Source organism: Oceaniglobus roseus, from assembly GCF_002869745.1.
GTDB classification, from domain to species: Bacteria; Pseudomonadota; Alphaproteobacteria; order Rhodobacterales; family Rhodobacteraceae; genus Oceaniglobus; species Oceaniglobus roseus.
This window is the reverse complement of record NZ_PNOS01000033.1, coordinates 39,659-60,527: the sequence shown is the minus strand read 5'-3', so window position 1 is coordinate 60,527 and position 20,869 is coordinate 39,659. Positions and strand designations below refer to the sequence as shown.

Sequence of the window (20,869 nt, the reverse complement as noted above, 5' to 3'; positions counted from 1 at the left end):
CGGGCGCGGGTGCTGTCCTCCTTCAGGCGGTGCGCGGACTGGTGGCGGGCCGAGAGGCGGGCCATGTCCTCGGTCCGGAGCGACAGGTCGGCCTCGCGGGCGCTCAGCACTTCGCCCGCCTCCTGCGCCGCCTCGGCGGCATCGGCCAGCCGCGCCTCGTGCCCCTCGCCGGCGGCGGCGAGCTCGGCGGCCTCGGCGTCGAGCCGCGCGATCGTCTCGCCCGCGTCGCTGTTCAGCGCGTCCTCGCGGGCGCTGTCCTTCTCCAGCTGGCCGATCCGCCCTTCCAGCGTGCCGATCAGGGCACGGGCGCGGCTGTCGCGGTCGGCATGGGCGGCCAGTTCGACCTCCAGCCGTTGCAGGACGGCCGCGGCGATGCTGTCCTCCTCGCGCAGGGGCGGCAACGCCGCCTCGGCCTGCTCGCGCGCCGTTTCGGCGGCGGAGGCGCGGCGGGCGGTTTCTGCGGTGGCGGCGACGCAGGCCTTCAGCGCGGTCTCGGCCGCGGCGCGGGCCGCGTCCGCCTCGCGCCAGCGGCGATAGAGCAGCAGCCCCTCGGCATGGCGCAGGGCCACGCCGATCTCGCGGTAGCGGGCGGCCTGGCGGACCTGCCGGGCGAGGGTGGCGAGCTGGCTTGCCAGGGCCTCCACCACGTCGTCGACGCGCAGGAGGTTCGCCTCGGCCGCCTTCAGCTTCAGCTCGGCCTCGTGGCGGCGCTGGTAGAGGCCGGAGATGCCCGCCGCCTCTTCCAGGATCCGCCGCCGCGCCTTGGGCCGCGCGTTGATCAGCTCGGAAATCTGGCCCTGCCGCACCAGCGCCGGGGAATGGGCGCCGGTCGAGGCATCGGCGAACAGCATCTGAACGTCGCGGGCGCGCACGTCCTTGCTGTTGGCCTTGTAGGCCGAGCCTGCGTCGCGGGTGATGCGGCGGGTGACCTCCAGAACGTCCGAATCGTTGAACCCCGCGGGCGCGCGGCGGTCGGAGTTGTCGATGTGCAGCGCCACCTCGGCGAAGTTGCGCGCGGGCCGGGAGGAGGCACCGGCGAAGATCACGTCCTCCATCCCGCCGCCGCGCATGGCCGAGGCGCGGTTTTCGCCCATCACCCAGCGCAGCGCCTCCAGCAGGTTCGACTTGCCGCAGCCGTTCGGCCCGACCACGCCCGTCAGCCCCTCGGCGATCACGAGGTCCGTGGGATCGACGAAGGACTTGAAGCCGTTCAGTTTCAGGCGGGTGAATCGCACGTCGGGGAAGCCCTGCGGTTGTCTGTCGGGCCCGCATCCTGTTGCGCAGGCCTTCGCGTTGTCAAGAAGCGGAGGCGGGATGTGGCCCCTTTCCGCCGCTTATCCACAACATATCGTGCGGGCGCCGACGGACAGGGGATCAGCCCATCGTCACCACAACCTTGCCGGTGGACTTGCGCGACCTGAGCAGTTCCATCGCCTCGGCCGCGCGCTCCAGCGGCAGGTGGTGGGAGATGTGCGGTTGCAGCTTCCCCTCGCCGTACCACTGGTAAAGGCGGGTCAGGCTGTCAGTCAGGACCGATGGCCGGAACGCCATGTAGCCGCCCCAGTAATAGCCCATCAGCGTGATGTTCTTCACCAGGAGGTGGTTCGCGGGCACCTGCGGGATGTCGCCGCTGGCGAAGCCGACGATGACGATTCGCGCCTCCGGGTTGCAGGCCCGCATGGCGGCGCGGAACAGGTCGCCGCCGACCGGATCATAGACCACGTCGACCCCGCCGAGCGCCTTCAGCGCGCCGCGCAGGTCTTCGGCGTCGCTGTCCAGCACCTCGTCCGCGCCCGCCGCCTTCGCGACCTCGAGCTTGGCGGCCCCGCGGGCGCAGGCGATGACGCGGGCGCCCATCAGCTTGCCGATCTCCACCGCCGCCAGCCCCACGCCCCCGGCCGCGCCGAGCACCAGCAGCGTCTCGCCCTCGCGCAGCCCCGCCTTGTGGTCCAGCGCGACATGGGCGGTGCCATAGGCCACCTGGAAGGCGGCGGCATGGTCGAACGGCATGGCGTCGGGCAGCCTCGTGCAGCGGTCGGCCGGAAAGCAGCCCCGTTCGGCCAGCCCGCCGTGGCCCGAGAAGACGGCGACCCTGTCCCCGGGCGCCAGGGTCGTGACGCCCTCGCCCAGGGCACGAACCGTTCCCGCCAGCTCCATCCCGAGGGTCATCGGCAGCGGCGGGCGCTCCTGGTACTTGCCTTCGGCCATCAGCAGGTCGGCGAAGTTCAAACCGCACGCGGCGATATCGACGGCCACCTCCCCCGCGGCCGGGTCGGGCGCGGCGGTCTCGGCGATCGCCGGGGCGCGGGCGTGATCTTGCACTTGAAAGGCTTTCATGGCGGTGCTCTCCTTGAATCGCCGGACCATACGAAACTTCCCGTCGCGGGGCGAGCCGGAGTCGCCGATGCAACGCTGAGGTTAGGCGGCGTTTGCCATACAATCAGACCTCAGGACACGCTCAGGGCGAGCGGAGGAAACAAAAAATCAGCAGACCTGAATTATGTTCCCCGGCAGATCTTTGAAATAGTTGATATTTTTTTCAGATGCCATCAGCCTGAACTTATAGTCAGGTTGAGTTGAGGCTCTTTTAACAATTCATTGCCACACAAGCGTTAGGTAAGGAGTAAGACCATGAAACATCCGGTGGATGTACACGTCGGCAAACGGGTCCGGCACCGCAGGTGGATGCTGGGGATGACGCAGCAGCAGCTTGCGGAACAGGTGGGCATCAAGTTCCAGCAGATCCAGAAGTATGAAACCGGGATGAACCGGATCAGCGCCTCGCGGCTGTGGGACATTGCAGACGTCCTCGAAGTGCCGGTCGCCTTCTTTTTCGAAGGCATGGAAGACGGTGCCGCGGGGCGCGACCATTCAACCTCGGCGATGCCGAGCGACATTCTTGCCGACAAGGAAGCACTGGAACTCGTGCGCTCCTATTATGCCATTCCCGAAAACCAGCGCCGCCGCCTGTTCGAACTGGCCCGTGTCCTCAGCGACGTGGCCTGAAATCTCCCTCTCCTTGACCGTCCGCCCCTGACGCGCTAGCCGCGGGCAGGATCCTTGCGGAGACTGCCGATGGACCGGATTTCAGCCGACCTTCAGCGGGAGCTTGCCTCCTGTGCCCACGCCCTGGCGGATGCCGCGCGTCCCGAGACGCTGCGGCACTTCAGGGCGCCGGGGCTGGAAAGCGGCAACAAGGATGCGGGCGGGTTCGATCCCGTGACCGAAGGCGACCGGCAGGCCGAGGCGGCGATGCGCCGCGTGCTGGCCGAGCTGCGCCCCGACGACGCGATCCTGGGCGAGGAATACGGACATGCGCCCGGAACCACCGGGCTGACCTGGGTGCTCGACCCGATCGACGGCACCCGCGCCTACCTGGCGGGCGCGCCGACCTGGGGGGTCCTGATCGCGGTCGCCGACGCCCGGGGCCCGCTTTTCGGGATCGTCGACCAGCCCTATATCGGCGAGCGCTTCTCGGGCGGGTTCGGCGCGGCGCTGTGCGATGGCCCCCACGGGCAGCGCGCGCTGAAGGCGCGCGCGCCGCGGCCGCTGTCGGAGGCGATTCTGTTCACCACCTTTCCCGAGGTCGGCACGACCGCCGACCGGGCGGGATTCGAGGCCGTGTCGCGGCAGGTCCGGCTGACCCGCTACGGGATGGACTGCTATGCCTACGCGCTTGTCGCGCTCGGGCAGGCCGACCTGGTGATCGAGGCGGGGCTGAACGCCTACGACATCCAGGGGCCGATGGCAGTGATCGAGGCGGCGGGCGGCATCGTCACCGACTGGACGGGCGGCCCGGCCCACGACGGCGGCCGGGTGATCGCCGCCGCCAATCCCGAAATCCACGCCGCCGCCCTGGCGATCCTCGCCGGGCACGCGGGATGAGCCACGTTCTTGTGCAGGGTGCCGACCTGGTTCTCTGCATGGACGACGGCGCGCGGGAACTGGCGGGCTGCGACGTGCGACTGCGGGACGGCGTGGTTGCCGAGATCGGTCCGGGACTGGACGCCGCGGGGGCCGGGATCGTGTCGGCGCGCGGCTGCGTCGTCACCCCCGGCCTCGTCAACACCCACCACCATCTCTACCAGACACTGACCCGCGCCGTTCCCGGCGCCCAGGATGCGCTGCTGTTCGGCTGGCTCAGGCGGCTCTACCCGATCTGGGCGCGCTTCGGGCCGGAGGAAATGCGCGTCTCGGCCCTGACCGGGCTGGCGGAGCTGGCGCTGTCGGGCTGCACGCTGACCTCGGACCACCTGTATCTCTTCCCGAACGGCGCCCGGCTGGACGACACGATCGACGCGGCGCGCGAGATCGGGCTGCGCTTCCACCCGACCCGCGGCGCCATGTCCATCGGCGAAAGCGCGGGCGGGCTTCCCCCCGATGCGCTGGTCGAAACCGAGGCGGCGATCCTCGACGACTGCCTTCGGGTGATCGACGCCTTCCACGATCCGGCCGCGGGGTCGATGTGCCGCGTCGGCGTCGCCCCCTGCTCGCCCTTCTCGGTCAGCCGCGAGCTGATGCGCGACGCGGCGCTGCTGGCGCGGGACAAGGGCGTGCGGCTGCACACCCACCTGGCGGAGAACGACGAGGACGTGGCCTATTCGCTGGAGCGGTTCGGCTGCCGCCCCGGACAATATGCCGAGGACCTGGGCTGGACCGGAGAGGACGTCTGGCACGCCCATTGCGTGAAGCTGGACAACGCCGAGATTTCCCTGTTCGCGCGGTCGGGGACCGGAGTGGCGCATTGCCCCTGCTCGAACTGCCGCCTCGGGTCGGGCATCGCGCCGGTCAGGGCGATGCGGGATGCAGGCGTGCGCGTGGGCCTCGGCGTCGACGGCTCGGCCAGCAACGACGCGGGCAACCTCGTGGCCGAGGCGCGGCAGGCGATGCTGCTGCAGCGGGTCGCGCGGGGCGCCGATGCGATGAGCGCGCGCGAGGCGCTGTGGATCGCCACCCGCGGCGGGGCGCAGGTGCTGGGGCGCGACGACTGCGGGCAGATCGCCCCGGGCAAGCGGGCGGACGTGGCGGTGTGGGGCGGTTCGGGCGTCGAGAACGCGGGCAGCTGGGATCCGGCGGCGCTGCTGCTGGCGGGGCCGACGCGGGTGCGCGACCTGTTCGTGGAGGGACGGCAGGTGGTGCGCGACGGACAGGTCGCGACGCTGGACCTGCCGGTGGTGCTGGAGCGGCAACAGCGGCTGGCGCGAAGGCTCGCAGAGCACGCGTAGGACGGGCCCAGGCCATACCTACCCAGCCGCGCGGCTTACCAGCGCCCCAGCGCCGCCTCGTCCTCGTCCCGCGCGGCGACCCAAGCGGCGCCGTCCGCGCCGACCTCCTTCTTCCAGAACGGCGCGCGGGACTTGAGGTAGTCCATCAGAAACTCCGCCGCCGCGAAGGCATCCGCCCGGTGGCGCGCGGCGGTGGCAACCATCATGATGACCTCGCCCCGCTTCAGCGCGCCGTGCCGGTGGATCACCAGCGCATCGGCCAGCGACCAGCGCGCGACGGCCGTCTCGACCATCCCGGCGATGGCCGACTGGGTCATGCCCGGATAGTGCTCGATCTCCATGTGCAGCAGCCCGCCCTCGGGCCGGTCGCGAACGATGCCGCTGAAGCTGACCACGGCCCCCGCGTTCTGCTGCGCCGCCGAGAAGCGGTTCAGCTCGGCGCCGGGATCGAAGGCGGCCTCCTGCACCCGCACGTCCACGCGCCTCAGCCCCCGGTCATCGGCGGGAAGAAGGCCACCTCGCGCGCGCCGGCCAAGGGGGCGGAGAAATCGGTCAGCTCCTGGTCGATGGCGACGCGCAGCGCCGAGAGGTCCTGGAAGGCGGCGGCATAGCGCTCTTCCCGCGCCGTCAGCTCGGCCACGAGGTCGGCCACGGTCTCGGCCCCCGTCTCGACCCGTTCACGGGGCAGGCCGATCCTCTCGCGGACCCAGGCGAAATAGAGAACGTCGATCATGCGCGGGCCTCCTCCTTCAGGAACGGCAGGGCCTTGCGGAAATAGTCGAAGCCGGTCAGCAGCGTCAGCGCGGCGGCGAGCCAGAGGCAGATCACCCCGCCCCACCACGTCACCAGCATCCCCTGGTGCTTCCAGCCGATGCCGAGCACGTCCTCCTCGCGCCCCGCGAGGATGTCGGCGATCAGGCCCGGCTCCATCCCGAGGGTCTGCATGACGAAGAAATGCTCGAAGATGCCTTGGGAGAACAGCACCGACAGCGCCACCATCTGCGCCGTCGTCTTCCACTTGGCCAGCTTCGTGACCTTCAGCAGCCCCGCCGTGTCGCCGAGGAACTCGCGCAGACCCGACACGAACACCTCGCGGAACAGGATCACCGTGGCGGGCAGCAGGATCCAGGGGTTCATGCCCGAGAAGCCGGTGATGACGAGAAGGGCGATGACGACCATGGCCTTGTCGGCGATGGGGTCGAGCATGGTGCCGAACTTCGTCTCCTGCTTCCAGGCGCGGGCGAGATAGCCGTCGATCCAGTCGGTCGCGGCCGCGGCGCCGAACAGCAGCAGGGCGAACCAGTCGGCCAGGGGTCTGGAAAAATAGAGAAACATGATGGCGACGCCCGGCGCGGCCAGCAGACGCAGAAGCGTCAGGATATTCGGGACAGTCCACCTCATGGGCCAGAGATAGCCGTTCGCGCGGGGGGTTGAAAGGTGGTGCGATGCAATCGGGCGCCGCCGCACGCAGACATGATCGCCGCGCCCGGCAGGGGCGGGCGGCCCCTGCCCCGCTTGACACCGGCGCGGTGCCCGGAGAGGACGGGTTCAACCTTGAGGAGCGCCATGACCCACAGCATCCGCAACCTGACCCGCACCCTTTTGCACCGCGGATTCGCCTCGCTGTTCCGCTACGATTTCGAACAGCGGCGGCGCGACGGCTCTTGGCAGAAGCTCGACCGCGAGGTCTATGCCCGCGACGACGGGGCGGTCTGCCTGCTGCACGATCCCGCGGCCGACACGGTGCTGCTGGTGCGCCAGTTCCGCCTGCCGGTGCACCTGGCGCGGGCGGGCGACGCGGACGGGGCGCCCGACGCGGGGATGATCCTGGCGGCGCCGGCGGGCTTCCTCGACGGGATGGAGCCCGAGGCGCGGATGCGCGAGGAGCTGGAGGAGGAGACGGGTTACCGCGTCGGTGCGCTCGAACACCTGTTCGACCTGTTCATGTCCCCCGCCTATGTCCCCGGCGCGCAGAGCTTCTTCCTCGGCACCTACAGCCCCGCCGACCGGGTGGGCCGGGGCGGCGGGCTGGCATCCGAGGGGGAGGACATCGAGGTGGTCCACCTGCCCCTTCCCGAGGCGCTGGAGATGGTGCGGCGGGGGGAGATCGTCTGCGGAAAGACGGTGGTGCTGTTGCAGGCTTTGGCGGGGAGGGTTGTAAGGAGTTGACTGGGCCATTGGCCCTAGCGGACGTGCGCACAACTTACGGCGAACGGCGGCGACGGACCAAGGCTCAAGGGCACTCAATCTTGAACAAAATTTTTTTTCGTTGCAAATTTTGTGTGAGATCGACTTGGTCCGCACACCAAGAACGTTCAAGCATCGAGCCGTATAACCAACAAGGCTTCTGATAGTTAGTCACCTTTGCAGTCCGAGGGCAACCGAATGAAAATCTACAGCAGAAAGCTAATCGGTGTAATTGCCTTTTTTCCATGGCAAATTCAGCTTTGGCAGAGGATACGATAATAGATGAATTGAATGAACATCGGTTTCTTTCTGCAATCATCACAGACCAAGACACCACCTCAATATACCACGAAGTTTGCAATCTGACCGACGAAGCGAGCGCATTTTTCTGGTCGAAAGCAGGTCTCGGTATTGACTCTTTGAACCAACTCAACCCAAAATTGTGCGCGCGACGGACTCAGAAAGGCGTCAAGAGTCTTGATCGCGGCGAGTCACCTGTAGTTTTCCAAGACGGAACTAGTGGCGAGATTGGAACCATCTATCAATGCTATGCGCACTTTGGAATTGACTCCTGCGACGATAGCTTCTGGGGAAATGCCGCCGCTCAGATTACTGAACTTTCAATATTTCTGTCCACTCCAGATGGAAATAATCTTCAGATGGAGACCGTAACCATCGGGATCCGAAGCCTTAATAATGGGCTTGCGGAAGTCTTTATTGAGTCCTCGGATGGCGTAGAGCATATTGCGGTCATTGTGAATTCAGAGGACGCCTCCATTGATGAGATTAGAGACCTTCTCGACAGCGGCGAGGGCCTTCAGATTAATACATTTGGCTATTTTAAAGAAATCGGGGACGTCGAGCCTGGGTTTTTGACTGAGAACATTCCAAGTCAATCGCCAACCCTCATGTTCAAAGGGCTTGATGGGATTGGCATGAGGCATTATTACAAAATGAAAGACATTAATAGGCTCGGGCAACTCATTTCAATTCTTATTCTTGATGGAGACCGTGCTGTGGCCAGAGCAGAAGCTCCAGTTCCGCTGGAGTAGGACGGATGTCCAGCGTAAGGAAGGTTGCAGTATATACATTTATCTTTTCGCTCATATCCACATGGATATTTGGCGGCCCACTTCTTTCAGGAAGTCGGCTTCTAATTAAATATGGCATTGGTTTTGGTGGCACCCTGAGCGGAATCTGGCTTGCGAACGCCATCTATAAGCGCTGGAACCAAAATACCAATGCGGGTCGTAGGAGCGTGTCGTTCATAGCTGCTGCAACCGTTTTTGGCTGCGTCTGCCTGATCATAGCAAGTCAAATGTACTATCGAAGGCGCAGTTCCTACGAGGACTGGGAGATAGGTGCTTACTTTCTCGGCTTATTTCTTTTAACCAGCTTAGTAGCATGTTTAACATTCTATGGCGGGAAGGCAAAGAATCTATTCTAGAAATGCTAGAAGAGTTCATCATCGACAATTTTAGAGTATATACAAAATTGGCGCAAGCGGGGAGATGCTTTTTCCGTAAATTTGGAATTTTCAGATATTAAAGCGAAGGGTAGCTATCCACACCTTTCGACACACAAAACCCTTCACCCCCTTTCATGAAAATAATCATAGATCTTCTCCGCCAGGTTCCCTGAGATCCCCTCGACCGCCTTCAGGTCCTTCAGGTCGGCCCGGGCCACGGCCTTGGCCGAGCCGAAGTGGGTCAGCAGCGCCCGCTTCCGCGCGGCCCCCACCCCCGGCAGGTCGTCGAGCGGCGTCGCTCCCACTGCCTTGGCCCGCTTGGCGCGGTGGGCGCCGATGGCGAAGCGGTGGACCTCGTCGCGCATCCGCTGGATGAAGTAGAGCACGGGGTCGTTGTGGCGGAGCGCCATGACAGGCTTGCCGGTGCGGTGGAACTCTTCCTTGCCGAGGTCGCGGTCGATGCCCTTGGCGACGCCGACCATGGGGATGTCGCCCACCCCCATCTCCTCCATGATCTCCCGTACCGCCGAGACCTGCCCCGCGCCGCCGTCGATCAGCAGCAGGTCCGGCCAGGTGCCCGAGGTCCGCTCGGGGTCTTCCTTCAGGAGGCGCGAGAAGCGGCGGGTCATCACCTCCTTCATCATGCCGAAGTCGTCGCCGGGCGTCAGCTCGGTCCCCTTGATGTTGAACTTGCGGTACTGGCTTTTGACGAAGCCCTCGGGCCCCGCGACGATCATGCCGCCGACGGCGTTGGACCCCTGGATGTGCGAGTTGTCGTAGACCTCGATCCGCTCGGGCACCTTCGGCAGTTCGAACGCCTCGGCCAGCCCCTTCAGCAGCTTCGCCTGGGTCGCCGTCTCGGCCATGGTGCGGGCGAGGCTTTCGCGGGCGTTCCGGAGCGCCCCCGAGACGAGATCCTTCTTCTCGCCCCGCTGCGGCACGGCAAGCTCGACCTTGCGGCCCGCCTTCTCGGTCAGCGCCTCGGCCATGAGGTCGGCATCCTCGATCGCGTCGGAAAGGAGGACGAGGGGCGGCGGCTCGCGGGTCGCGTAGAACTGGCCGACGAAGGCCTGCATCACCTCGGCCGCCTCGGCCCCCGCGCCGGTCCGGGGATAGAAGTCGTGGTTGCCCCAGTTCTGGTTGGCGCGGATGAAGAAGACCTGCACGCAGGCCTGCCCCCCCTCCATGTGCAGTGCGATCACGTCGGCCTCGGCCACGCCCTGCGGATTGATCCCCTGCCCCGCCTGCACCTGGGTCAGCGCGCGGATGCGGTCGCGCAGGGCGGCGGCGCGCTCGAACTCCATGTCGGCGCTGGCCTGCTCCATCTCGGCGGCGAGCTGGGTCTGCACCTTGGTGGACTTGCCCTGCAGGAACCGCTCGGCATCGGCGACGAGGGTGCGGTATTCGTCCTGGCTCACGTGGCCGACGCAGGGGGCCGAGCAGCGCTTGATCTGGTACTGGAGGCAGGGTCGCGTGCGCGTCTCGAACATCGAGTCCGAGCAGTTCCGCAGCAGGAACACGCGCTGGAGCTGGGTCAGCGTCCGATTCACCGCCCCGGCCGAGGCGAAGGGGCCGTAATAGCTGCCCTTCTCGGTCTTGGCGCCGCGGTGCTTCTTGATCATCGGGTAGGGGTGGTCGCCGGTGACGATGATGTTCGGGAAGGACTTGTCGTCCCGCAGCAGCACGTTGAACTTCGGCTTCAGCTGCTTGATCAGGTTCTGCTCCAGCAGCAGCGCCTCGGTCTCGGTGCGCGTAGTCAGGAACATCATCGACGCCGTCTCGCGGATCATCCGGTCGATCCGCGGCGAGTGGCCGTTCGGGTTGGCGTAGTTGCTCACCCGCTTCTTCAGGTTCCGCGCCTTGCCGACGTAGAGGACGGCCTGTTTCGCATCGAGCATCCGGTAGACGCCGGGCGAGTTGTCGAGCGTCCTCAGGTAGGACTGGATGCAGGCGTGGCCGGTGGGCCGGGTGTCGCCGTCGTTCATCTGTACACCCTCGTGATTCTGCTTTCTGGCTGCACCGTCAGGGCAGCGGCTTCAAGTCGAATGATACCCACGGATCCTGTGGACAACTCTGCGGAGAAGTTTTGGGCACGTGGAAATTGTCCTTTGATTTCACACCCCTCATCGCCCTGCACAAGATTTCAGCGGATTTTCAACGCGTTGATTTCGCACAATGTTTTTTCGTTTCCGGCGCAACCGGCTGGTTCGCAACGGGAATTTATACAAAACCGTTACAAATTCCCGCCCGGTGCACAACTTGACGTAAGGGCGGCCGTACACCCGTGTCGCCGCGCCCTATTCCACGCCCAGCACGTCCGGGGTACGCCAGGCCAGGTGCTGGCCGCCGTCGATGCACAGAAGCTGCCCCGTCACCGCCGGCGCATCCAGGAAATAGCCGAGCGCCGCCACGATATCGGCCTCGCCCGCGCCGCGTTCAAGGACCGTGGCGGCCCTCTGCGCGGCGAAGTGGCGGTCGGATTGTCGCGCCCCCTGAAGCGTCGGGCCGGGGCCGATGGCGTTGACCCGCACCTTCGGCGCCAGCCCCTGCGCCGCCGTGCGGGTCAGGGTCCAGAGCGCGGTCTTGGCCAGCGTGTAGGTCATGAACTCCGGCGTCAGCTTCCGCACCCGCTGGTCGATCATGTTGACGACCAGCGCCTGCGCCACCGGCTCTCCGTTCGCGTCCTCTGCCGGGGGCGGCGCGGTGCGGGCCAGCGCCTGGATCAGCTGGAACGGCGCCCGGAGGTTCGAGCCGAAGTGCCGGTCCCAGCTGTCGCGTGTCGCGGTGTGGATTGTGTCGTGTTCGAAGATCGAGGCGTTGTTGACCAGAACCGTGATCGGCCCGCCCAGGGCCTCGGCCGCGGCAGGCATCAGCGCCCCGGTCGCCGCCTCGTCCAGAAGGTCGGCCTGCACGGCGGCCGCGGGCAGGCCCACGGCGCGGATCTCGTCCGCCACCTCCTCGGCCGCGTCGGCGGAACTGTTGTAATGGACGGCAACGCCGATCCCCCGTTCGGCAAGGTACAGCGCCATGGCGCGGCCCAGCCGCTTGCCCCCGCCGGTCACGAGGGCGCGTCGCTCGGTCATGTCGATATCCTCAGAAGACGATCACAGCCCAGAGGTAGGCGGCGTAGAGCGCGGTCAAGACCAGCCCCCAGAGCCGCCCCATGGTCCAGCGCAGGAACACGAAGGGCGCGAGCACCAGCGCGGCGCCGAGCATCACCCAGAGGTCGAGGCGGAAGAAGCTTGGATCGACCTCGATCGGCCCGACGAGCCCGGCAATGCCGATGATGGCCAGGAGGTTGAACATGTTCGAGCCGATGACGTTGCCCATGGCCACGTCCGCCTGTTTCTTCAGGGCGGCGACGACCGTGGTGGCCAGTTCCGGCAGGGAGGTTCCGACGGCGACGAGGGTCAGGCCGATCACCGTCTCGCTGATGCCGAGATCCCGCGCGATGCTCGTGGCGCTGTCGATCAGGATGTCGGCGCCGAGCGGCAGGCCGACCAGCCCGAGCGCGAGGAACATGAGGATCTTCCACCAGGGCATGTCGGGGTCGGCCCCCTCCAGGTCCTCCGTCTCGTCCGGGCCGAGGCGGCGGTGGGCCAAAGCCGCGCGCGCCTGGTCGAACAGGATGACGGCAAGCCCCGCCAGCAGGATCAGCCCGTGCCACCACGTGATCGGACCGAAGAAGGCGAGCGCGATGAACAGCACGCTGGCCGCCAGCATCATCAGATAGCTGCGGCGCGTGTCGCAGTCGGCCATGTTCATCGCCGACAGGATCGCCGGGATGCCGAGGACCAGCAGGACGTTGGCGATGTTCGAGCCGACGACGTTGCCAAGCGCGATCCCCGGCGCGTTGTCCCGGACCGCCTGGATCGAGATCAGAAGTTCGGGTGCCGAGGTGCCGAAGGCGACCACCGTCAGCGAGACGATCAAGGCGGGCACCCCGAGCCGCAGTGAGACGTTGACCGCGCCGCGCACCAGCGCGTCGCCGGCCAGCAGGAGGATCACGAGGCCGAGGAGGGCGACGGCGAATTCCATGTCAGCGTCTTCCTTCGCCGCAGGGGCAGGGTCCGCTGCCGATCCGGTAGCGGCCGCAGCGCGGGCATTTCATCGAGGTGAGCTTCTTCTGGCCCGGAAAGCGGAGCTTTCCGAACATCCCGAGCACGACCATGCCGACGAGGAACAGGCTGACGATCTTCAACAGCACGTCAGAGACCGAACCGGGCGAAGGCGGCGCGGTCTTCGAGCGTGCCGAGCGCATCCTCGGCCAGGGCGAGGCCGAAGCGCGACAGGAACGGGCGGCGGCGCTGGTAGGCGGCGAACTTCACCTTGTCCCCGAACAGCTGCTTCATCTTCGGCACGAGGTGGGCGATGCCGTCGATCAGGCCAACCTCCTGTGCCCCCTGCCCCACCCAGATCTCGCCGGTGAACAGGTCGCGGTCCTCGGCCAGCTTGCCCGCGCGACGGGTCTTCACCTGGTTGATGAAGGCCTTGTGGATCTCGTCCTGGAGGCTGCGCAGGCGCGCCACGTCCTCGGGCTTTTCCGGCTGGAAGGGGTCCAGCATGGATTTGCTCTTTCCCGCGGTGTAGACGCGCCGCTCGATCCCGTGGCGGGCGATGAACTCGTTCAGCCCGAATCCCGCCGAGATGACCCCGATCGAGCCGACGATGGAGGTCTCGTCGGCCCAGATGTGATCCGCCGCGCTGGCCAGCCAGTAGCCGCCCGAGGCCGCCACGTCCTCGACGAAGGCATGGACCGGCACGTTCTTCTCGGCGGAGAGGCGGCGGATGCGGGAGGCGATCAGCGACGACTGCACCGGGCTGCCGCCGGGCGAGTTGATCGACAGCGCGACAGCGGCGGGCTTGCCGCGGGCGAAGGCCTTCTCGATCAGGGGCGCGGGGGCGGCGTCGTTCAGCCCGCCCCGCCCGCCGGTCGATATGACGCCCTGCAGGCGGATGACGGCCACCACGGGGCCCTTGGACAGGAAAGGAAGGAACCGCTTCATGCCCCCGGACATAGAGTGCCGAGGCCCCGGCAACAAGGCGGCCGCGCAACTTGGGGCCGCCACGTGGCGCGACGGCAGGGCTTCCGAGGCGAGGGCGACGGCGCCAGCCGTCACCCGCGCAGGCCTAGACCCACTTCGCCATCGGCGGCAGGCTCATCAGCACCGCGTTGGCGTCGTGGCCGGTCTCCAGCCCGAACTTCGTGCCCCGGTCATAGACGAGGTTGTACTCGGCATAGAGGCCGCGGTGGATCAGCTGGGTGTCCTTGTCCGCGTCGCTCCAGGGCGTGTCGCGGCGGCGGTCCACCAGCGGCACGAAGGCTTCCAGGAACGCCTTCCCCGCATCCTGCGTCAGCGCGAAGTCCGCCTCCCAGTCGCCGGTGTTGTGGTCGTCGAAGAAGATCCCGCCGACGCCCCGCGCCCGGCCCCTGTGCGGCACGAAGAAGTATTCGTCGGCCCAGGCCTTGTAGCGGGGATAGATGTCGGGGCCGTGCAGGTCGCAGCGCGCCTTCTGGGCGGCGTGGAAATCGGCCGTGTCCTCGGCGTACTCGATGCACGGATTCAGGTCGGACCCGCCGCCGAACCACCAGGCCTGCGGCGTCCAGAACATGCGCGTGTTCATGTGGACCGAAGGCGTGTGCGGGTTCTGCATGTGCGCCACCAGCGAGATGCCCGAGGCCCAGAACCGCGGATCCTCGGCCATGCCGGGGATGCCCTTGCGCGCCGCCATCGCCGCCTGCGCCCGTTCTCCGAGTTGCCCGTAGACGGTCGAGACGTTGACGCCGATCTTCTCGAACACCCGTCCGCCGCGCATCACGCTCATCAGCCCGCCCCCGGCGTCCGAGCCGTCGTCGGACTTCCGCCTCGTCTCGGTCACCTCGAACCGGCCCGCGGGCAGATGGGCCGTGGGCCCTTCGGTCTGGCGGTCCTCCAGCGCCTCGAACGCGGCGACGATGCTGTCGCGCAGCTCGCGGAACCAGGCCGCGGCGCGGGCCTTTTCGGCGTCCATCTGGTCGGTCATGGGGGGTGCCTTTCTTCGCTGACTGATCCCTTGGGCGGGCACGTTGTCACGCAAAGTTGACACCAAGGCAAGCGACGGATCGTCTCAGTGCGCGGCGCAGTCCACGACGTCGATCAGGGTGCGCCCGCCGTCGATGGTCAGGATCTGCCCGGTCATGAAGCCCGAGCCCTCGGAGGCCAGGAACTGCACCGCCTCGGCCACCTCGCCGGGGCTTGCGATGCGCGACAGCGGCGTGTGGCCGATGATGTCGTCGCGCACCTCGGAATTGTCGCGGATCGCGCCCTTCAGCGAAGCGCTCATCACGCTGCCGAAGGCCACGGCGTTGACCCGGATCCGGTGCGCCGCAAGCGCCACGGCCATCGAGCGCGTCGCCTGGTCCAGCGCCGCCGCGCTGACGGAATAGGCGAGAAGCTCGGGATGGGTCCGCCGCGCCGCGATCGAGCTGAGGTTGACGATCGAGCCCGCGAGCTTCCCGTCGCCGCCCGCCTCGTCGGCCTGGCGGATCATCCGGTTGGCGAAGACCTGGGACAGGCGCAGGCTGGTCAACAGGTTCTGCTGCAAGAGCACCGCCATCGATTCGTCGTCGGCGTCCAGCGGATCGGTCACCATCATCTGCCGCGAGGCGTTCACCAGGATGTCGACCCGGTCGAAGGCGTCGATCGTGGCCGAGAGCAGGTTCGCCACCGTCAGCTTCTCGCGCAGGTCGCCCGCGAACCAGCGGGCGGCGCTGTCGTCCTCCTGGGTCTCGCCGATCTCGTCGATCAGCTTCTCCTCGTCGATGTCGGCGAACATCACCTTGGCGCCCTGGGCGACGAAATGCCGGGCGATGGCAAGCCCGACGCCATTGGCCGCTCCGGTGACGACGGCGGTCTTGCCTGCGATGGAAAACGACATGGACGTGCTCCGGAAGGGGCCGGCTCAGGCGCGGGGGCGCCCGGCGCGGCGGGGGCGTTCGGCGTGGATCACCTTGAACGCCGGATCGTTGGACAGGTCCGCGGATTTCGCGAACCGCTCGGACAACACGGACTCATAGGGCAGATGCCGGTTGGCCACCAGCCAAAGCTGCCCAGCCGGTTTCAGAAGCCCCGCCGCCGCGGCAATGAAGGCACGCCCCAGCGCGGGATCCGCCTTGCGCCCGGTGTGGAAGGGCGGGTTCATCACGACATGGTCCACCGGATCGGGCAGCCTCGCGCGCGTCGCGTCGGCCCAGTGGAACACGGCGCGGGGGTCGCGGACGTTCGCCCTGGCGCACTCCAGCGCGGCGTGGTCCGCCTCGACCAGGTGCAGCGCCGTGACGCCCGGCCGCTCGAGGATCCGCGCCGCGAGATAGCCCCAGCCGGCCCCGAGGTCCGCCACCGTCCCCTTCAGCCCCTCGGGCAGCAACTCCGCCAGAAGCTCGGACCCGCGGTCCGGCGCGTCGGCCGAAAACACGCCGGGCCGGGTCACGAAGCCCGAGGGCAGCACGGTCTCGCCCGCCCGCCAGTCGTCGGGCACGCGGCCCTCGAAGCGGAACAGCTTGCCATGGGCCTTGGAGATCACCGGATCGACCGTGCCATGGGCGCGCAGGCTGCGGATCATCGCGTCGACGCCGTCGGTCTTCTGCCCGTCGATCCAGACCGGCCCGCCCCGCGCCAGCGCCACCGCCCGTGCCACCAGGTCCCGCGCCAGGTCCCGCGCCCGCGGCAGCACCACCAGCGCGCCCGCAAACTCTCCCGAGGGGGCAACCGCCACGTCCACGCCCCGCGCCGCCAGCGCATCGTGCTCGGGCTTCATCCCCTGCACCACCTGCAGGTCCGCACCGAGCGGCGACAGGTCGTCGTCGCCCCGCGCCCCGAACACGCAAAGCCGCCCCGGGTCGGGCAGCACCAGCGCACCCGCGTCACGGGCGAAGGACAGGCGGTCGGTCAGCATCGGCCGGGCGCGGGGGCCCTATTCCTTTTCCATGGTGCACTGCAGCGGGTGCTGGTGGCGGCGGGCGAAGTCCATCACCTGCGCGACCTTCGTCTCGGCCACCTCGAACGAGAACACGCCGACGACGGCCAGCCCCTTCTTGTGGACGGTCAGCATCAGCTCGAACGACTGGGCGTGGTTCATGCCGAAGAATCGCTCCAGCACGTGCACCACGAATTCCATCGGGGTGTAGTCGTCGTTCAGCAGCAGCACCTTGTACAGCGGCGGACGCTGGGTTTTCTTCTTCGTCTCAAGGATAACACCCGAGTCGCCGTCCCGCTGGTCATCCTTGTCCGACATGGTAATAGGTCTGGTGGTCAAACCGAAACTCCGGAAGTCGGGGATTGCGCTGTGAGACGTGTATATAAGATGACCCTTTGCACTGAAAAGGGGGGCGTCGGGGACAGGGCCGAAAACCGTGGCCCCCGGAGCCCGAGATGACGCGCCGCCTGACCACCGTGGCCTTCGATGCCGACGACACGCTCTGGCACAACGAGAAGTTCTTCCGCCTGACGCAGGAGCGATTCGCCGCGCTGCTGGCGGACCACGCCGATCCCGACCACCTGGAAGAGCGCCTGCTCGCCGCCGAGCGGCGCAACCTCGGCCCCTACGGCTATGGCGTGAAGGGCTTCGTGCTGTCGATGATCGAGACCGCCATCGACGTCACCCAGGGCACCGTCCCCGCCACCGTGATCGCCGAGCTGGTGGCCGCGGGCAAGGAGATGCTCGAACATCCGATCGACCTGCTGCCCGAGGTGCGCGAGACGGTCGAGGCGCTGGCCGGGGACTTCCGCCTGCTCGTCATCACCAAGGGCGACCTGCTGGACCAGGAGCGCAAGCTGGCGCAGTCCGGGCTGGGCGACCTGTTCGACGGGATCGAGATCGTCTCGGACAAGACGCCCGACACCTACCGGCGCATCTTCGAGCGCCACGGCGAGGGGGCCGAGCGGGCGCTGATGGCCGGCAACTCGCTGAAATCCGACGTGCTGCCGATGTTGGCGGCGGGCGGCTGGGGCGTCCACGTCCCGCACGAGATGACATGGGCGCTCGAATCCGCCGCCGCGCCTGAGGGACACGGACGGTTCCTTCAGGTTGAGCGGCTCGGCAAAATTGTCGCAATCTGCAATAATCTCGACGGCTGAACCCTTCGTCGACGCGTGTCGATTCGGAGACATGTTGGGGGTTCGGGCGCCGTTATCGGTACATGTTGATGTCCTTGTTGCATCCAGCTTTGCAAGCCGCTGAGCACAAAGATGTTTTGGCCGCCCCGCCTTTGTGCTAGCGTCAGGGCAATGATGGATCGGGCGACAGACCCGGCCGCGTGAGGCAGTAAGAAGGCAGAACACCGTGGACACACGACGGATCCTTGGCATCCGCATCGGGCGGATTCTATTCACGATAGCGCTCTACCTTTCGCTCCTGGCGGCGCTTGCCACCACGTCCCAGGCGGCGCCCTATGCGGCGCTGGTGATGGACGCGCGCACCGGCGAGGTGCTGCACGAGACCAACGCCGACACCCGACTCCACCCCGCGTCCCTCACCAAGATGATGACCCTCTACATCACCTTTGACGCCGTGCGCCGGGGCGAGATCACGATGGACACCCAGGTGCGCGTCTCGCAGCACGCGGCGTCCGAGCCGCCCTCCAAGCTGGGGCTGAAGGCGGGCCAGCGGATCGCGCTGCGCTATCTCGTGCGCGCCGCGGCGGTGAAATCGGCCAACGACGCCGCCACCGCCATCGGCGAGGCGCTGGCGGGGTCGGAAGCCGCTTTCGCCGACCGGATGAACCGCACCGCGAAGGCCCTGGGGATGACACGGACGACCTTCAAGAACGCCAACGGACTGACCCGCGAGGGCCACCTGTCCACTGCCCGGGACATGACGATCCTCGGGCGGCACCTGCTGTATGACTTCCCCGAGTACTACAACCTGTTCTCGCGCACGACGGCCGACGCCGGCATCCGCAAGGTGGCGAACACGAACCGCCGCCTGCTGGCCGCTTACGAAGGCGCGGACGGCATCAAGACCGGGTACACCAACGCCGCGGGTTTCAACCTCGTCGCCTCGGCCAAGCGCGGCAACGAGCGGGTCATCGCGACGGTCTTCGGCGGCCGCTCGAGCGCCGCGCGCAACGCCAAGGTGGCCGAGCTGCTGGACCTCGGCTTCCGGCGCGCGCCGAGCGGAGCGACCGTGAACAAGCCCGCCGCGCCCGACCTCGTCGCCGCCGCGCAGGGCGGCGATCCGTCCCTGAAGGGCAAGACGATCCGCCTGCTGACCGCCGTCAACGCCTCGCCCCGCCCGGCCCCGCGCCCGGGCCGCCAGGCCGCACCGGCGCCGGCGCAGACGACGACTCCGGCACCGGAGGATGTCGTCGTCGCCCGCGCCCCGGCCGAGACGCTGGTCGTGGCCGCCGCCCCTGCCCCGCCGCCGCGCCCGGAAGACCTGCCGGGGCTTGCCGACGGCGTGAACCCGCCCATGGCGCTGGAGATCGTCACACGGGTCTCCACCTCGGGCGGCCGCCACTACGGCATCAACGTCGGCCGCTACGCCTCGAAATACGAGGCCGAGCGCGTGCTTCTCAAGACCGCCCTGGTCGAGATCGGCACCCTGGACGAGGCGCTGCGCAAGGTCGTGACCCGCAAGGGCGGCTACGAGGCCAACTTCGTCGGCCTGACCGAGGAGCGCGCCGAACTGGCCTGCCGCCGCCTCGTCGCCCGCAAGGTGGCCTGTTCCACCTTCGGCCCGGGCTGAGACGCGGACCGAAGGACCTACGGCACGAAAAAGGGCCGCCCCGTCGGGCGGCCCTTTTCCTTGTCCGGGGAAGCTCTCGGCGAGGCGCCCGCCTAGAGCACCGCCCGAGCGATCCGGATCAACTGAAGCATGTCGTATTCCCGGTCGTTCAGCTGCACCAGCTGGCCGTTCAGCACGGAATAGTTCTGCCCCGCCCCGAGCTGCGGCAGGCGGTAGAGGCTCATCAGCTCCTGCTGCGTCAGCGCCGCCGTCGGCGCGATCGGCACGCCCCCGGCCACGTCGGCCACCTGGGCGATCTGGTTGATCAGCAGCAGCGAGGTATAGTCCTGCTCGTCCAGCAGCACCGGCAGCCCGTCGATCAGGCCATAGCGCTGGCCGCTCGGCGCGGGGTCGAGGCCGAAGAGCGAAGCGATGTCCTGCGATTGCAGCAGCAGGAGACCGGGGTCGGGATCATAGGCGGATTCCGAGCGCAGCCAGTCGTCGCGGCGGTCGATCCAGATCTCGTCGTAGCGGTCCCGGTCCCAGGAGGACCATTCGTCATAGGTCACACCGTCCTTCGCCAGCCCCGGCGGAACGCAGGGCGGGTCCTTCTTCGCCAGTCCCGGCGGACAGTTGCGATAGGTGATCAGCTCGTCCTCGGGGATGTCGGCGACGGCCAGTTGCGGCGTCAGGAAGGCCAGCGCCGAGGCGCCAAGAATCGCCGCCATGTCACGCCCGGCAGGCGCGGGGGTCGAGACGATGCGGCGCACGTATTCTTCCCGCTCGGCGCCGTTGAAATCGCGGCGTTCCTTAGCGCCGTTGCCCTTGCCGTTGCCGTTGCCGTCCTGCGCGGCCTGTTCGGGCCGTGCCTTCGGCTTCGGACCGCCCGCATGGTCGGGCTTGCCTTTGCCCTTCGCGGCAACGTCGTTGCCCCGGCCGGGCTTGCCGGTGTCCTTGGCCGCGTTGCCGTTTCCGTGCCCCTTCTCGGGCTTGCCCGCGTGGCCGTTGCCCTTGCCGGGGTTGCCGTTGCCCTTCACGATCTTCTTCGGACCGTGGCCCTTGCCGTTGCCATTCCCGTTGTTGCCCTTGACCCGCCAGACCTGCGCGTCCTGCGCGAGGGCGATCTGACCCGGGACTCCCCCGGCCGGAACCGGCGCGGCGGAGAGGGACGTTGAGAACAGGGCCAGCGCCACGGCGCTGCCGAAAACAAACTTGTTCATGTCGAAAACCTCGCTTTTGCCCCGTAAACGCAGCACACCGCAGCCACGTTCCTCTGGGACAGGGG

The 20,869-nt window shown here is 67.4% G+C and carries 22 protein-coding genes; 7 read left to right on the top strand and 15 right to left on the bottom strand.

Annotation, left to right across the window (positions count from 1 at the left end; all coding sequences use genetic code 11):
* On the bottom strand, positions 1-1,235 hold a 1,235-nt coding region (locus A7B20_RS15880), incomplete at its 3' end, for an AAA family ATPase (RefSeq protein ID WP_157937706.1).
* A 139-nt stretch (positions 1,236-1,374) separates the two neighbouring features.
* Entirely contained in the window at positions 1,375-2,337 is a 963-nt protein-coding gene (locus A7B20_RS15875; RefSeq protein WP_102109567.1) for an NADPH:quinone oxidoreductase family protein, read from the bottom strand.
* Positions 2,338-2,631: 294 nt separating this feature from the next.
* Here A7B20_RS15875 and A7B20_RS15870 point away from each other — a divergent pair, with 294 nt between their 5' ends.
* The 3 genes from A7B20_RS15870 (at position 2,632) to A7B20_RS15860 (ending at position 5,225) form a co-directional block, all read left to right on the top strand.
* Positions 2,632-3,006, top strand: coding sequence for a helix-turn-helix domain-containing protein (locus A7B20_RS15870; RefSeq protein ID WP_102109559.1), 375 nt, complete (start codon positions 2,632-2,634; stop codon positions 3,004-3,006).
* 69 nt (positions 3,007-3,075) lie between these two features.
* On the top strand, positions 3,076-3,885 hold the full coding sequence (locus tag A7B20_RS15865) for an inositol monophosphatase family protein (protein ID WP_102109558.1): 810 nt from the start codon (positions 3,076-3,078) through the stop codon (positions 3,883-3,885).
* Positions 3,882-5,225, top strand: a complete 1,344-nt coding sequence (locus A7B20_RS15860) for an 8-oxoguanine deaminase (RefSeq protein WP_102109557.1) — start codon at positions 3,882-3,884, stop codon at positions 5,223-5,225. Before A7B20_RS15865 ends, A7B20_RS15860 begins: the two co-directional genes overlap by 4 nt.
* A 35-nt stretch (positions 5,226-5,260) precedes the next feature.
* On the opposite strand, the gene A7B20_RS15855 is transcribed toward A7B20_RS15860, so the two are convergent.
* The 3 genes from A7B20_RS15855 to pgsA are packed head-to-tail and all read right to left on the bottom strand — an operon-like array spanning position 5,261 to position 6,626.
* Positions 5,261-5,704, bottom strand: coding sequence for a molybdenum cofactor biosynthesis protein MoaE (locus tag A7B20_RS15855; RefSeq protein WP_102109556.1), 444 nt, complete (start codon positions 5,702-5,704; stop codon positions 5,261-5,263).
* Positions 5,705-5,709: 5 nt separating this feature from the next.
* Entirely contained in the window at positions 5,710-5,955 is a 246-nt protein-coding gene (gene moaD, locus A7B20_RS15850) for a molybdopterin converting factor subunit 1 (protein WP_102109566.1), read from the bottom strand.
* On the bottom strand, positions 5,955-6,626 hold the full coding sequence (gene pgsA / locus A7B20_RS15845; protein ID WP_102109555.1) for a CDP-diacylglycerol--glycerol-3-phosphate 3-phosphatidyltransferase: 672 nt from the start codon (positions 6,624-6,626) through the stop codon (positions 5,955-5,957). The genes moaD and pgsA overlap by 1 nt, the downstream gene beginning before the upstream one ends.
* 165 nt (positions 6,627-6,791) lie before the next feature.
* On the opposite strand from pgsA, the gene A7B20_RS15840 reads away from it, so the two are divergent.
* Positions 6,792-7,394: an NUDIX hydrolase gene (locus tag A7B20_RS15840; RefSeq protein WP_102109554.1), complete on the top strand. Its 603-nt coding sequence runs from the start codon at positions 6,792-6,794 to the stop codon at positions 7,392-7,394.
* A gap of 263 nt (positions 7,395-7,657) precedes the next feature.
* A complete protein-coding gene (locus tag A7B20_RS21330) occupies positions 7,658-8,464 on the top strand; it encodes a hypothetical protein (protein WP_157937705.1) in 807 nt (268 codons plus the stop codon).
* Positions 8,465-9,002: 538 nt separating this feature from the next.
* Here A7B20_RS21330 and uvrC read toward each other — a convergent pair.
* From uvrC to clpS, 9 genes are all read right to left on the bottom strand, one after another.
* A complete protein-coding gene (gene uvrC, locus A7B20_RS15835; protein ID WP_102109553.1) occupies positions 9,003-10,865 on the bottom strand; it encodes an excinuclease ABC subunit UvrC in 1,863 nt (620 codons plus the stop codon).
* Between the two features lie 312 nt (positions 10,866-11,177).
* Positions 11,178-11,963, bottom strand: coding sequence for an SDR family oxidoreductase (locus A7B20_RS15830; protein ID WP_102109552.1), 786 nt, complete (start codon positions 11,961-11,963; stop codon positions 11,178-11,180).
* 10 nt (positions 11,964-11,973) lie between these two features.
* Positions 11,974-12,918, bottom strand: coding sequence for a calcium/sodium antiporter (locus A7B20_RS15825; protein WP_102109551.1), 945 nt, complete (start codon positions 12,916-12,918; stop codon positions 11,974-11,976).
* A gap of 1 nt (position 12,919) precedes the next feature.
* On the bottom strand, positions 12,920-13,087 hold the full coding sequence (locus A7B20_RS15820; RefSeq protein ID WP_172961038.1) for a hypothetical protein: 168 nt from the start codon (positions 13,085-13,087) through the stop codon (positions 12,920-12,922).
* Position 13,088: 1 nt separating this feature from the next.
* A complete protein-coding gene (locus A7B20_RS15815) occupies positions 13,089-13,886 on the bottom strand; it encodes a S49 family peptidase (RefSeq protein ID WP_102109565.1) in 798 nt (265 codons plus the stop codon).
* Between the two features lie 124 nt (positions 13,887-14,010).
* The gene (gene hemF, locus A7B20_RS15810; RefSeq protein WP_102109549.1) at positions 14,011-14,904 is read right to left on the bottom strand and encodes an oxygen-dependent coproporphyrinogen oxidase; all 894 of its coding nucleotides are present in this window, start codon (positions 14,902-14,904) and stop codon (positions 14,011-14,013) included.
* Positions 14,905-14,988: 84 nt separating this feature from the next.
* Positions 14,989-15,798, bottom strand: coding sequence for an SDR family NAD(P)-dependent oxidoreductase (locus A7B20_RS15805; RefSeq protein WP_102109548.1), 810 nt, complete (start codon positions 15,796-15,798; stop codon positions 14,989-14,991).
* Between the two features lie 24 nt (positions 15,799-15,822).
* Positions 15,823-16,815: a class I SAM-dependent methyltransferase gene (locus A7B20_RS15800; protein ID WP_102109547.1), complete on the bottom strand. Its 993-nt coding sequence runs from the start codon at positions 16,813-16,815 to the stop codon at positions 15,823-15,825.
* Positions 16,816-16,833: 18 nt separating this feature from the next.
* Positions 16,834-17,154, bottom strand: a complete 321-nt coding sequence (clpS, locus tag A7B20_RS15795) for an ATP-dependent Clp protease adapter ClpS (protein WP_172961037.1) — start codon at positions 17,152-17,154, stop codon at positions 16,834-16,836.
* A 137-nt stretch (positions 17,155-17,291) separates the two neighbouring features.
* Between clpS and A7B20_RS15790 the strand changes: the two genes are divergently transcribed.
* On the top strand, positions 17,292-17,996 hold the full coding sequence (locus A7B20_RS15790; protein ID WP_102109545.1) for an HAD family hydrolase: 705 nt from the start codon (positions 17,292-17,294) through the stop codon (positions 17,994-17,996).
* Between the two features lie 205 nt (positions 17,997-18,201).
* Positions 18,202-19,605: a D-alanyl-D-alanine carboxypeptidase family protein gene (locus A7B20_RS15785; protein ID WP_102109544.1), complete on the top strand. Its 1,404-nt coding sequence runs from the start codon at positions 18,202-18,204 to the stop codon at positions 19,603-19,605.
* A gap of 92 nt (positions 19,606-19,697) precedes the next feature.
* Here A7B20_RS15785 and A7B20_RS15780 read toward each other — a convergent pair whose 3' ends face one another.
* The gene (locus A7B20_RS15780) at positions 19,698-20,804 is read right to left on the bottom strand and encodes a hypothetical protein (RefSeq protein ID WP_102109543.1); all 1,107 of its coding nucleotides are present in this window, start codon (positions 20,802-20,804) and stop codon (positions 19,698-19,700) included.
* Positions 20,805-20,869 lie beyond the last annotated feature (65 nt).

Excerpts from the sequence above, each read along its gene's own strand:
- A7B20_RS15875 (WP_102109567.1), bottom strand. The coding sequence starts at position 2,337 with ATGAAAGCCTTTCAAGTGCAAGATCACGCCCGCGCCCCGGCGATCGCC.
- A7B20_RS15870 (WP_102109559.1), top strand. The coding sequence starts at position 2,632 with ATGAAACATCCGGTGGATGTACACGTCGGCAAACGGGTCCGGCACCGC.
- A7B20_RS15865 (WP_102109558.1), top strand. The coding sequence starts at position 3,076 with ATGGACCGGATTTCAGCCGACCTTCAGCGGGAGCTTGCCTCCTGTGCC.
- A7B20_RS15860 (WP_102109557.1), top strand. The coding sequence starts at position 3,882 with ATGAGCCACGTTCTTGTGCAGGGTGCCGACCTGGTTCTCTGCATGGAC.
- pgsA (WP_102109555.1), bottom strand. The coding sequence starts at position 6,626 with ATGAGGTGGACTGTCCCGAATATCCTGACGCTTCTGCGTCTGCTGGCC.
- A7B20_RS15840 (WP_102109554.1), top strand. The coding sequence starts at position 6,792 with ATGACCCACAGCATCCGCAACCTGACCCGCACCCTTTTGCACCGCGGA.
- A7B20_RS21330 (WP_157937705.1), top strand. The coding sequence starts at position 7,658 with ATGGCAAATTCAGCTTTGGCAGAGGATACGATAATAGATGAATTGAAT.
- uvrC (WP_102109553.1), bottom strand. The coding sequence starts at position 10,865 with ATGAACGACGGCGACACCCGGCCCACCGGCCACGCCTGCATCCAGTCC.
- A7B20_RS15830 (WP_102109552.1), bottom strand. The coding sequence starts at position 11,963 with ATGACCGAGCGACGCGCCCTCGTGACCGGCGGGGGCAAGCGGCTGGGC.
- A7B20_RS15825 (WP_102109551.1), bottom strand. The coding sequence starts at position 12,918 with ATGGAATTCGCCGTCGCCCTCCTCGGCCTCGTGATCCTCCTGCTGGCC.
- A7B20_RS15815 (WP_102109565.1), bottom strand. The coding sequence starts at position 13,886 with ATGAAGCGGTTCCTTCCTTTCCTGTCCAAGGGCCCCGTGGTGGCCGTC.
- hemF (WP_102109549.1), bottom strand. The coding sequence starts at position 14,904 with ATGACCGACCAGATGGACGCCGAAAAGGCCCGCGCCGCGGCCTGGTTC.
- A7B20_RS15805 (WP_102109548.1), bottom strand. The coding sequence starts at position 15,798 with ATGTCGTTTTCCATCGCAGGCAAGACCGCCGTCGTCACCGGAGCGGCC.
- A7B20_RS15800 (WP_102109547.1), bottom strand. The coding sequence starts at position 16,815 with ATGCTGACCGACCGCCTGTCCTTCGCCCGTGACGCGGGTGCGCTGGTG.
- clpS (WP_172961037.1), bottom strand. The coding sequence starts at position 17,154 with ATGTCGGACAAGGATGACCAGCGGGACGGCGACTCGGGTGTTATCCTT.
- A7B20_RS15790 (WP_102109545.1), top strand. The coding sequence starts at position 17,292 with ATGACGCGCCGCCTGACCACCGTGGCCTTCGATGCCGACGACACGCTC.
- A7B20_RS15780 (WP_102109543.1), bottom strand. The coding sequence starts at position 20,804 with ATGAACAAGTTTGTTTTCGGCAGCGCCGTGGCGCTGGCCCTGTTCTCA.